We start from the raw sequence: 12,530 nt of genomic DNA on the forward strand, positions 1-12,530 counted from the left end.
CTCTTACACAAACGTATTTGTGAATTGAAATAGTTGGCCGTCAAACAGACCTTGATCACTTAGCTTCAATTCGGGAATTACCAACAAGGCCATGAATGACAGCGTCATGAAAGGCGCTCGCAGTTGGCTACCCATCTTGCGGACCTCTGCATCCAATAGGCAATAGCGCTGGCTAACCCACTCAATCGGCTCAGTGGACATCAACCCCGCCACTGGCAACGGCAAATCGAGCATCGCGTCGCCATGCGAGACCGCCAACCCTCCTTGCATCGAAATCACCCGATTGATTGCTTGGCAAATCGAATGGTCGTCTACGCCAACCGCGATGATATTATGAGAATCATGAGCGACCGATGATGCGAGCGCCCCGCGTTTGAGCCCGAAGCCTTGAATAAACGCAACAGCTGGTCTGGCCTCTCGATAGCGATTCAGGACGACCAGTTTTAGCACATCTGAGTCAGGATCTGACATGGCTTGACCAGCCTGTTTGACGACGGGCACGGTAGCTCGTTGCGTAATCAACTGGCCATCCAGTGCCCGAATAACTACCATGTTGTTGGTTGCCGCAGCTACCGCCAGGCTATCGAGTGTGCACCAGCGCGCCTCAAACCGGTTGATAGGCTGCACCTGCGAGGTCTTGATCAGGCTCTGGCCGCGCTCGGCCACCAACTGACCATTAATGAATACTCTGTGCGCAAGAAAGTTAGTCAAATCGACCAGTTCGACAAAGTCGGCCGGGTCACCGATTCGCAGTCGCCCGATCGGTAGCTGGTAGTGCTCGATAGCGTTGAGGCTTGCAGCTCGGATGACCTTGAAGAGATCCATTCCACCCTGGACAGCGCGCGACGCCAAATGATTGATGTGCCCCAGAATCAATTCGTCGGGATGTTTATCGTCGCTGCAAAACATGACATCGTTTGGAAAGTCATTGATCAACTCGTACAGTTCCTGAAAGTTTCTGGCTGCACTGCCTTCGCGAATGGCAATTTTGCAGCCGACAGCCAGCTTATCCAACGCCTCTGGCTTCGAAAAGCATTCATGATCGGTTGATATTCCCGCAGCGAAATAGTCCTTGGCCTGTTTCCCGCGGAGACCGGGTGCGTGTCCATCGACCGGCTTTCCCAGTTCCAATGCGGCGGCGATTTTCGCCAGCATATCTGGATCACCGCGCAAAACTCCCGGAAAATTCATGACTTCACTTAAATACCCGATGCGCGGATCGCGCAACAACGCTCGCACCTCTGCCACCGTAATTTCAGCACCCGCGGTCTCGTAGGTAGTCGCTGGAACACATGAAGGTGCACCAAAGCAAAACTTGAACGGTACAGTGGCGGCATTGAGCAACATGAATTCGACTCCAGCCACTCCCAGCACGTTGCCGATCTCGTGAGGATCAGACACGCTGCCAATCGTACCATGCACGACCGCAGCTCGTGCGAACTCCGCTGGCACGAGCATCGAACTTTCCACGTGAACATGAGCATCCACAAAGCCAGGAATTAAGAACGTCGAACTCGCTTGAGATGTTGCTCGAATGTCTACAATCGTCCCAGCGTCGACGATCACTTCGCGTGGAACTATTGTCTGTCGATCGGCGTCTACAATGTTTGCGACGATGCGTTTAATATCCATAAAAGCACTTGTAGGTGTGCGCTGCAGTCAGGGCTTCGACCAATCGACAATCGATTAAGAGTCGCCACGGAACTTCAATAGCTGTTTAGAGTAGGCATAGGAGAGCGAGGATTTAGCATTGGGGGCAATAATCAGCCGCAACAGATTGTAATCTCATCCAGGATCCAAGCCGAGACAGTTTCGGCAGCCAAATTATCGTCGGGCCGCGAATCAACGAATCTCAATTTCTTGCGACTCAGATTCCGTTGTTTGCCTTATCGGCTACTGCCCTCGGTCTCAGACCGTTGCCCAATAGCCATCGTCTGGGTCATAGTCGACTGCGGGTTAGGCGCAGAATGTCTCATTCTTAGGCCAGCACCACGAGCAGCGAGACGACGGTAGCGATCTCCACATCAGATAGCGCGAGCGACACTTTACTTAGCAACGGTCGCACCGCCCTGATGGGTAGAATCGAGAGTTTTCCGCAGCCAGGTATACAGCTGCTGAGAAATTTTACAGTTCAGCAAGCGAATTAAATGCCTGCAAGCGAATTCTTTTACAATCGCTTGAGCTCTAGCGGACTTCAACTTCATCGCTGGGCTTGATGCGCTGGAAGATGGGTTTGCCTTCATAAATCGGTTCGACAGTAGTCAAGTCGTAGGCAGGCTTAGCTTGGAATTGACGTAGCGGCAAGTCGATGCGGTCATTGATGACAATGCGCTCGACGATTTTATCTTGTAGCGTTTCTTCGATGACCGACTTGACCTTCGACTTTACCTCCACCAGCGCAGGGTCGGTCAACAGCGCAGGGTCAAGCTGTCGCAAGCATTCTTCGATCGATTCGTGAATCAGCCAGCGGTGCAGTTCGATAGTCGCTTTGGCTGATAATCGCAGTTCCCGCTTTGCCAGCACGTGAATGCGCATCTGCGACATCCATTGCCGATCAGACGATGGGATGTAGTACACGCCGATTGGTATTTCGTTACTGGCGGTGATCTTGACCTGCTTGGCTTCTGAACGGATGTAGCCGATGATGACCCCATGGATCAGCACCAGCAATAATACCAGTCCGGCTATCCAATATCTGCGAAGGAATTGCATGTCGGTTACAACTCAGAGAACATACCCGTCTGATAGTCAGCCGCCAAACACTGGCAGATGCGGGTCTTGAAACGCTAGGTCATCGTTCACCGGCAATGGACTCAATGGCCGCTAGAAGTCGTTAACTGCCTGACTGCGTAGCAGCACAATTGTTAGAGGCTGCACAATCCGACTCGATCCATAGCAGTCTGACTACGGCAAGCCCGTGCGTTCCCAAATCGGATCACCAACCGGGCGGATCGTCAGTTTGCCATTGGCCAATTGCTGACGATACTGCTGAATGAGAGCCCGTACGGGCGCGTGCGGCAGGTAGCCATTGTCGACTCCGGTCAATTCCGTTAGCTCGTAGGCCGAAAGCAGACGCACCGCCAAGGTGGGCGACTCCAGCCCCTTGACCAGCCCCAAGAGCCCTTCGGTCGACAGTTGATCTTGGGACAGTCCGCCAAGTAGATCATAAATACGCCGGGCATCGGGTCCAAACTGAACATCCAAAGCTGTCCTTAACGAGCCAGTCATTGCAGAATTGCTAGCCCACAACTGCCGCGCTAGAGCGATCGATGTACTCCAATGCCCTCGCAATCGGTCCTCGGTCAACAACACCGTAACAAACGGCTGCCAATTACCAGTCAATAGAGACAATTGAATTGCCAGTGCCGACACTTCTGGTCGCGAGTCAGCTGCCAAGTCGAGCAACTGATCGGCAACCGGCCCAGTTCCTTGTTGCAACAAGTTCTGTAAATCTCCGTGCGCTATTTGATCTATTGGACGAATCCAGCGCTTGCCATACCAGCGCGGTGGATTGCTGAGCACAAACTGAATTGGCTCGTCGCCACCTAAGGCAGCGACCCCGCTGCCGGTTTGGCTGATTTCGATCGTCTGCCCGGACGGCAATCTTCGCACTCGTAGCAACGGCGCATCGGTTGGACTATCGTCACTAATAACCACGATGACGGTCACCGGTGTCGTCGTATCGCTCTGCGCCACTGAACCGTGGCGGACTGCGCGACGTCCAACTTCCATTCCAAGCCAAGCAGTCTGTGAAAGTAGTGTGACCTCAAAATCACCCGACGGCGAGGATAGTTGCAGGGGACGCTCTAGCGATTGGCTGGCAAATAATCCACGCATTAAACCGGTAGTGAGCTGAATCTGCCCTCGGTGTGCGTTCCACTCAATCACGGACGCGCCCGATAGAGTGGCTTTCCAACCAGCCAACTCGATGGTTGATCGACAGGTCGGGGCGGAAAGCGTTGTTACGGGTAACGCCAGCGGTACATTCAGAGCAAGGGACTGCCAAGTGCCACCTGGCTGTCTTGACAGCAACGTCGCTTGCGATTCCACATTGTCGCTTGGGCTCCATCCCAGGTGAATAACGTCCGGCGACTCGACTTCGCCCGGTGGCGGCGGTGGCTCATTTGAGTCCTTGCCTGCTGTTTCCGTTTGGGAAAGTGAACTGTCGGCCTCAGAAGTTTCTTCGGTCTTAGTCGATTCGCCACTATCATCAGTCGCCTGAGCATTAGATGCAGCGCTTGGCGCTGGAGAAGCATTGGATGCTTGAGTGTCTAGACTGGGGGGGGCAGCGCTGGTTGAAGTGGTTGCTGACTCTTCAGATTTGATTGCCTCACCAGACTGTACATTGTCTGTTGGTTTATCGCCTGACCTTGTGGGCTCCGCCAAGGCAGTCGTTTTCACTTTGGAGGCATCTGAACTCGCTGTGGCTTGAGCGCTCTGGGAGCGTGAACTATCAGCAACTGCGGGTGTTTGCCACAGTAAGCGCAATTCCTCCAGAGATCCCAGCGATTGCAAGACGGTCAAGATCGCCACGACCAGCAGGCCAGCAATGGCTGTAGGCAATTGCCATTTCGACTTGCGCGAACCTCGCAGGTACTCGGGTACCTCGCGCGATAGACTTGCACCTTCCAAGTTTAGTCCTGCATGTCTGATAGTGCCGCCACCGGAAGCCATCATCGGAACTTCAACGTTCACTTGCACGTGGCCGGGCATTTCCGATGAATCAACCAGCTTGATGGGCTGAGCCGGTACCGTGGTGTCGTGCGCGCTGTTGGCAAGTGCATTCCTTGATGACACTGGCTCAGGTTGCGTTGCCGACGAAGGCCCGCGAGCTGGTTGCTGGGAATTATTCAGTCTCAGAGCCAGCTCGCGCAAACTATCGGGGACACCAACGCGACTGCGGATCGCCTCGGACAATAGTTGATGGCAATGCGCCAGTTCACACAGGTGCTCGCTGTGCTGTAAGCATAACCGCTCAAGCTCCACCACACGCTGTGACGTCAGCGTATCATCCAGATATTCAGCGATGATATTTGCCGCGCTCAAATCCCCGGCCTCTAATGGTGGCGACAGAATTTCTCGACTCGCGACCAACTCGTTTACTCTCCGCAGCAGATTAACTGCATCTGGATTCTGTTGTATGCGGCGATGTAGGTCGTCATGTTCCGATGGCGTCAGCACACCATCGCGATAGGCCAACAGGGTTCTCAGTGTAAGTCGCATGGTCGTATTCCTAACTCAGATTCGCAAGCTGGTCAGCAAGGGTGTGTTTGAGGCTTGTCTATCTGTATTAGTGACAAACGGAGCCGGTTTCCGTGCCAGAAAATTGCCAAATATTCAAAACTTCTGGCTGGTCGCCGTAATTGTGCGCTGGGCGGTTTGGAGTCGGAGCTGGCCTCGATTCCACTGACATCCTGCCAACGGGACCACGACTGGCAGATGTCATCTTGGACACTCCCAGGCCTGCTAGCGTCACATGCCGACGGCAGTTGGCAGATTATGGGGAATCTCCTCCAGCGTCGGCGGCAGGTATTGCAGGATCGGTAGAACCATCGTCGAGAGCGTTGCTTGGTGGCGTGTGCGTGTCGGACGGTTGTGAGTCCGGTTGTGTGCTGGCCGCAGCTTCCATCTGTTGACGACGCAGATACCGCAGGCGCAGGCGATTTCCGGCGTCTTGAGGATTGATCGTTTCGGATGTGCCTCCACCAGCCAGGTCGACGGCAGGTTGTGTCAGAGCATGAGCGGCGTCTTCCAGACGGTTAAGCTGAGTGTAGGCGCGGGCCAACAGGTACCAGGCTGGAGCATGCCAGCGCATGGCGCGCGGATCGGCCAGTACCCGATCCTTGAGCCAGCCTGCGCAGGACTGAAAATCACCGCGGTCATAATGCGCCTGTGCCAGCATATAGGCCACGTCAAATTTGGCTCGAGAAAAAATGGAATGAGCTTGCAGCACGCGCGCTTCGAATTGTTCTTTGCTTTCGGCATTGCCGCGGAACAAGCCCAGCGACTTTTGCACATCTGGATCGTAGGCTAACTTGCCAAGGGTTTGTTCGTCGATTCGCGTTTCGATATACAGCTTCAATGCACCTGGATGATCCATCGACTTTTCAAATCTCCCGGCCAGGTGCGACCAGCGCCCGTTGGCCAGCGAATTATCCATCAGCCATACACCGTGCTCAGCCATATATCGCATGGAAAAGTCGGTTGTTTCGCGAAGTCGTTCTTGCATTTGAGCGGCAAACAACTGCGCTAAAAGTGGCGTCTGCCACACGGCCGTAGTCGAATTCGGTACAGCCTTGGCTAATTCATTGGCCATTGCGTCCAGGTCTGCATACACCGTCATTCGCTCGTCGCCCAACAATCCCTGATCCAATAACTTGGCTCGCAAGCTGGTTGCAAATGGAACCGCATCCAATAATAGTTGGACCGCGCGAATTGCTTGAGCGTCAAATGCGTATTGGTATTGCGGCAAGCTCATGCGCCGCAGAATACGCGGATTATTTGCCAGGTCTGGCAGGCTGGCCCAGGTGCTGTCGTCAGGGTCCAGAATAGGCAGTCCCAACTTCGGCTCAAACAACAGCAATTGTTTACCAATCAGTACGCCCATCGCCAGCAGATCGCCGGAGTGTCCGGGCTGAGCTCCAACCGAAATCCAACAGGTAGTCAATCCTTGCTGAGCTGCCAGCGCAGCAAACACTCGCCCTCTGACTATGAAGTCCGCCGCCCCGTACAAGGTTGCTTCCAATGGCAACAGACTGTAGCCCACACCTCCATCGGTAAGCGGTTCGCGAGGGTCAGGCGTTTTAATCTGCGCCTGAGACGAAGGTACTCCAGCCAGTTTGATATTGCGAATCGTCCAGTCAAACAACTTATAGGCATGTTCCAGTTTGACAGCTTCGCCAGTATCCAGCGTCTGTTGTTTGGAATTTAGGGCGGGCTCCAATAACGTGTCGCGGACCGGCTCAGCAATGATCCAGTTGGACAATTGCCGCATTAAGCGACACTGAAACAAGTAGTCGATATCCGCCGTTGCGAACTGCAGTCGGCTGAAAGACTCGCTACCGACTTGGCGCATGGCCGCCGGATCCCACCCTGAAATCAATTTGGATTCAGTCAATCCTTCGCCATCGGAGTGGGCTGCCTTAACCCACGTGTTCAGCAGTACGCGAACCTCTTCGGTCAGATTTTTGCGATTGGCTGGGGTCATCTGAGCCAAGTTGCGCATACCTTGTCGCAGTGAGTCGGTCTTGAGCGTTTTCTGGTCCAATTGCCGAACGATCTGTTCGGACATATCGCGTGTCCGCTTCTTGCACGACACTCCCGAGCCCACCACCACAATGGCCAATATCCAGAACAGACATGTTTGCTTGATCGAATGCTTCATGAGCCGATTCGTTGCTTTCGCTTGATGCTACGAGCAGGCGACGATAATGGTTCGACGTCGCATGATAAACTAGCCTGACGCCCAGGCCAGTGATTGAACAGGCAAAGGATCGCCGGTTTGGGTAGTCTCCGGTACCAATAGTCGCACTCGAGCTGGCTGTACCTGTAAATTCACCGGTAGATAGCCTCCGGGATCGCCATCAATTTGATACGGTATTTGTAGTGGTTTGCCAGTTCCGTCCAGCGGCGGATCAATGCGCAGCGAACGCTGCACCGAGTGCTCGAAGTCGTCTAACTCGAAATGTGTTCCGCGGCATAAACGGTACAGATAGTAAAGGCTACTCAAGGTACCGCCCTGCGTAAACGTGCACACATCCAAACGTCCATCCAACGGGTCGGCTTGAGGGCAAAACGGCAAACCTGCAGCATAACGCGGCACATTGAATATAAAAATCCAGGCTCGCTGACGTACTTCCGATTTGGCCCCACCCACGACATGCCAGCCCATCAGCGGAAAACGATAGGTAGCCCAGGTGCGTAGAATTGGCCAGGCATAGGTCCACTGCCGAATGTGCCCGTGCCGCTTGGCATGCAATGCCTGAACGACTTGGGCATCAAATCCACAACTGAGCATTACCAAGAAAAGCCTGCCGTTGGCGCAGCCCACGTCCATGTGAACACAGCGTCCAGCCCGCAACGTGTTGCATGCCTGCTGAGCATCGCAAGTCAGTCCCCAATGTCGCGCTAAGAGGTTCTCTGTTCCTAACGGAAAGATGAGTATCGGGACTTCGGTCGGCAGATGATTCACCAACGCCGATACTGTGCCATCACCACCGGCAGACACAACGGCCGCCAGTCGTTGCTGAGCCCACAATTGGCCTGCCCTGTGCTGCACCTGGTCAAGCGAATCGGACACATGGCAGTTCCATCCGCCTAGTTGTAATGCATTAGTCAATCCTGCGATCAGCCTCTGGCCGGAGCCCGTACCCGATTTAGGATTGACCGCAACCAGCACCTCCAAGCTTACCATTTGAGGCCAAACTGCTCGCCTCCGCTAGACTTTCCGATACCGCCTTTTAAGGGGCCGCGATGTTTTGGCAGGACCGGTGCAGCCGGCTTTGCTGCCGCTTCATCGGCCGCCGCTTGGTCGCTGGACTCGTCCGACAGCGGTGCAGCCTGAACGGCCTTGATCGACAATCCGATGCGTTGTTTGTCTGCTTCAACCGCTAGGATTTTGACTTCGACCTCTTGCTCCTCATGAACTACGCTACTGACGTTGTGCACGCGATGATGAGCCAGCTCGCTAATATGAACTAGGCCTTCAATTCCGGTGGCCAGTTTCACAAACGCACCGAACTCTGCGATGCGCGTCACCGTGCCCTTAACCACGGCACCAACTGGAAAGCGCTCTTGAACGCCGCTCCATGGGTGGTCTTGCAGCGAACGGTAAGCCAAGCCGATTTTACCAGTCTGAGGATCAATTTTTTCGATGCGAACCTGAATTTGCTGTCCTTCATGCAGCACCTCGCTAGGATGTTTCACTCGCTCCCACGACAGCTGGCTGATGTGCAACAATCCGTCCAAGCCACCGATGTCCACGAATGCACCAAAATCCATAATCTTGCGAACCGTGCCTTTGACTTGATCTCCAACTGCTAGGGCCGCTAGACGCTGCGCCCGCTGCTCAGCATTTTCACGCTCTAAAACCGAGCGGCGTGACAAGACCAGATTACCGCGACGCTGGTTGGCTTCGGTAATGATGCACAACATTCGCTGGCCAACGAACTCGGCAGGGTTCTCGATGCGATAGGGAGCAATTTGGCTGATGGGAATGAAACCGCGTATGTTGCTGACTTGGCACTCCAGCCCGCCAGCATTAGATCCGGTAACCACGACCTCCACCAGTTCGCCTTCTTTGATCTCACTCCAGTCGGCAACCGAAACTGTGCTGCCGGGAATGCTCACATCGTACAGACCTTCGTCAGGCAAGAAGCTGCGGACGATGACCTCTAGCTGCATGCCGACCTCGGGAGGTTGAGTAAATTGCAGTATCGACAGCACGCCCTCGTTTGGTCCGCCGAGCGACACAAACACGTTCTCTTCGTGAACCTTCATCACGGTGGCTGCGATTCGCTGACCTTCGCCCAGTTCGCGACCAACTTGCAGCAATGCGTCGCCGACCAACATCGTGTCTAAGTTTAGATCGCCGCTGAGAGCTTGATTAAATTCGTCTTCCAGGTCCGCTGACAGCGGCTGTCGGAGCGAAGGAACGGCAACTCGGCTAGCAATAGCTGGCGTTGGCGACTTGGATGCGCTGGGTGCGGTCGCCAGTGGACTAGGACGAGTCTGCGTTGCATCGCCGGAATGGTCCGACTGCGCAGGTTTAGCCGGAGTGTCGACGGCCGTCGCATCGTTACCCGAGACCTGCTGCCGAGTTCGACCGGCAGAAGCTGCACCGCCGGGCCTGCGTAGCGCAGACTGCTGCTGGCTTTGACGCAACTGGCGGATGCGGTCTAGGCTAATTGGGCCGGAACGAGCGGGTGGCAAACTGGCGGCAGATGACTTGGGAGGCTCAACCGAAGGCTGCGAGGAGTTGTCTGGTGCGCTAGAAGCTTCGAACGATTCTGGTTCTGACATAGTTGTAGCTGAAAAAAACACCCACGCACCGGCATGGCGCGATGGCCCTGTGAATTTAATAGGTTCGGACCACTACCAGTCCGCCCATGGTTCGCGAAAAGTCAATATTGATTGGACACTAGTTTACCAAACCCAGGCGCTCTGCCTACGGCTCGACCGCTGGGTTCATAGTCTAGCAATTTCGCCCTCAAAATCCTGAAAGTTGACGGACGTTTCATGACTCGTCGATCGCTTGCCAGCGGCTGGAGCGCTGGTGCGAAACGTCAAGTTGGTCCAAAATCCTGGCTGCAACAAAGTCCACCAGATCGCTTAAGCTGGAGACTCCGTGGTACCAACCAGGGCTGGCGGGCAAGACGACCGCACCGGCAGCGGCCACCCGCTGCATGTTTTCGATCTGCATTGTGCTCAGCGGCGTCTCACGCGGTACAACAATCAACTTGCGACGCTCCTTCAAATGCACCTCCGCAGCTCGATGCACCAAATTGCGGCCCAGCGAATGTGCGATGGCTGCCAGGGTACTTCCCGAGCACGGACAGACAACCATTGCTCGTGTACGATACGAACCGCTGGCGATCGGTACGAAATAGTCGTCTGGCTGGTGAATGTGCAGCTTGCCGCAGTCGATGGCAGCTTCAAGACCCTGCACAGGTGCTACGGAACGGGTGTCTAAACGTAATATACGCCCGGCGGCCTCGAAGAAAGCAGGTATGTCTTCCAGCCGCATTTCCCCATGATATCCGAGCTCGTGGCGCACGACCGTCAATCCATCGCGACTGACTACTAAGTGCACAGTTAACCCCTCCTGCAGCAACCACTGGAGCGTTCGGGCTGCATAGATGGCACCTGAAGCTCCGGTAATGCCAAGCACCACCGGCAAGTCGTGGCTGGGAGTCAAATCGCGTTGTTTTTCAAAAGCTTTTGCCATCAGCGTCGAGCGAAAAAGTGAATTGAACTTCGTGACTGCAGTTGTCATCGCGTTCGGCAACAAACTGAGTAGCTCACATTCCTGCTTGCCACAGAGCTATTGTGGTTGGTCAGTCCCTTGTTGGGAAGCTGTGCTGACGCGCTGGCTTGGAAGTTGCTATACTGGCCGGCTAAGGTTCAACGCGATATGGACGCTGCGAATTATTGATTCGTACTGGAAAGTCAGCATGGGGCAGCCAGCCAGATTTGGCAAGCCGCGTCGCGGTGCGGTAGCGATCATTGTCGAAGACGGCAGGTTCCTGGTCATCCGTCGCAGCTTGCAGGTGCGCGCGCCGGATCTGGTTTGTTTCGCCGGAGGCACCATCGAAGCCCACGAAACGCCGCACCAGGCAATTGAGCGGGAATTGTTGGAAGAACTGAGTCTGGTAGGCACCGCCACAGACCACGTCTGGCGGAGTGTTACCTCTTGGGGAACCGAATTGGAGTGGGTGATCGTCCAGCGACATCCGGACTCAGAACCGATTGCCAACCCCAGCGAAGTGGCCGAATGGATGTGGCTGGACCCGGTTAGTCTCTTAAAACACCCCAAACTGCTGCCCAGCGTCCCCGCCTTCTTTAAAGCATGGGCTAAGAACGAGTTCGTTCTACCTGATCGGGCCGGCGTGCCCAATTCGCATTGGATCAATGACGATTGAACATTTTACCATGCGTAGGACCGTAAACGATCGGACGGCGTGCCTAGCTAACAGAATGACACAATAACGAATCTGACTTTGCCGCTTCATCACATCTAAGTCGCGACTCGATATTTCAGAGCTGGCGTTATGTGATAGAATTCGGCTACTAACGTGCGCCGAATCGTAGTGCCGCGCACAGGAAGCTACTCACACAGTGCGAGAGTAAAACCGCTAGGGAGAATTGCGATGGATGCTGTGACGATGGACGCTGTGACGATAGTTGGAATGGCCATGGTGGCCCTGGCAACGTTGTTTTCCTTGGTCGGATTTGTCTGTGCGATCTTGATCATCGTAAAAATGTTTCAGCACAATCAAACTGGTCTCGGAATCGCCACCCTGATTGGAATATTAGTCTGCGGGTTCGGCTACTTGCTGGCCCTAATTTTTGGGTGGCAGAACAAGCAAAGCTGGCAACTCGGCAAGGTGATGCCTGCCTACACCGGCAGCCTGATATTGAGCTTTGTACTCTTCGGTGCAGGATGGGTGCTCATGGCCCCATGGGTTGCTCGCGAGATGCAGCGAATCGAACAGCAGAATCCAGGCAGTGATTTTGATCTAGATTCGCAATACGGAGACGACTTGGACAATGGCCTAGCGCCACCATCCTTCTCGGAAGATTCGTGATGCTCTGCCGCTTCAGCAACAACTTGGGCGGCATACAAGATTTGCCATGCGGGCCAAACCAACTGGCGGCGGGCTATTACGCGTAATCCTGACATGAAGTTGTACCGGCTTGGCCAAGCGAAGGCCGAACACGTGCACTTGCTGACGGCGCTTTGGGCCAGCAATTAACCATAAGTAGTAGGAGCTTTACAGCCATGCGATTAGACGACCGACGAATCTGCTGTT

9 protein-coding genes are annotated in these 12,530 nt (G+C 54.6%); 2 read left to right on the forward strand and 7 right to left on the reverse strand.

Features of this window, described 5'->3' with window-relative positions; all coding sequences use genetic code 11:
- Positions 1-3: 3 nt before the first annotated feature.
- From ade to KF752_14445, 7 genes are all read right to left on the reverse strand, one after another.
- Positions 4-1,632, reverse strand: coding sequence for an adenine deaminase (gene ade / locus KF752_14415; protein MBX3422745.1), 1,629 nt, complete (start codon positions 1,630-1,632; stop codon positions 4-6).
- Positions 1,633-2,184: 552 nt separating this feature from the next.
- Positions 2,185-2,712, reverse strand: a complete 528-nt coding sequence (locus tag KF752_14420; protein ID MBX3422746.1) for a hypothetical protein — start codon at positions 2,710-2,712, stop codon at positions 2,185-2,187.
- 192 nt (positions 2,713-2,904) lie between these two features.
- On the reverse strand, positions 2,905-5,223 hold the full coding sequence (locus tag KF752_14425; protein MBX3422747.1) for a hypothetical protein: 2,319 nt from the start codon (positions 5,221-5,223) through the stop codon (positions 2,905-2,907).
- A gap of 274 nt (positions 5,224-5,497) precedes the next feature.
- Positions 5,498-7,384, reverse strand: coding sequence for a CDC27 family protein (locus KF752_14430; protein MBX3422748.1), 1,887 nt, complete (start codon positions 7,382-7,384; stop codon positions 5,498-5,500).
- A gap of 69 nt (positions 7,385-7,453) precedes the next feature.
- On the reverse strand, positions 7,454-8,413 hold the full coding sequence (locus KF752_14435) for an NAD(+)/NADH kinase (GenBank protein MBX3422749.1): 960 nt from the start codon (positions 8,411-8,413) through the stop codon (positions 7,454-7,456).
- A complete protein-coding gene (locus tag KF752_14440; protein MBX3422750.1) occupies positions 8,407-10,020 on the reverse strand; it encodes a S1 RNA-binding domain-containing protein in 1,614 nt (537 codons plus the stop codon). Before KF752_14440 ends, KF752_14435 begins: the two co-directional genes overlap by 7 nt.
- A gap of 214 nt (positions 10,021-10,234) precedes the next feature.
- A complete protein-coding gene (locus KF752_14445; protein ID MBX3422751.1) occupies positions 10,235-10,945 on the reverse strand; it encodes a UbiX family flavin prenyltransferase in 711 nt (236 codons plus the stop codon).
- A gap of 226 nt (positions 10,946-11,171) precedes the next feature.
- Between KF752_14445 and KF752_14450 the strand changes: the two genes are divergently transcribed.
- Both KF752_14450 and KF752_14455 read left to right on the forward strand, forming a co-directional pair.
- Positions 11,172-11,639, forward strand: a complete 468-nt coding sequence (locus tag KF752_14450; protein MBX3422752.1) for an NUDIX domain-containing protein — start codon at positions 11,172-11,174, stop codon at positions 11,637-11,639.
- Between the two features lie 228 nt (positions 11,640-11,867).
- A complete protein-coding gene (locus KF752_14455; protein MBX3422753.1) occupies positions 11,868-12,305 on the forward strand; it encodes a hypothetical protein in 438 nt (145 codons plus the stop codon).
- The last annotated feature ends 225 nt before the right edge of the window (positions 12,306-12,530 follow it).

The organism is Pirellulaceae bacterium (assembly GCA_019636385.1).
Classification (GTDB): Bacteria; Planctomycetota; Planctomycetia; order Pirellulales; family Pirellulaceae; genus Aureliella.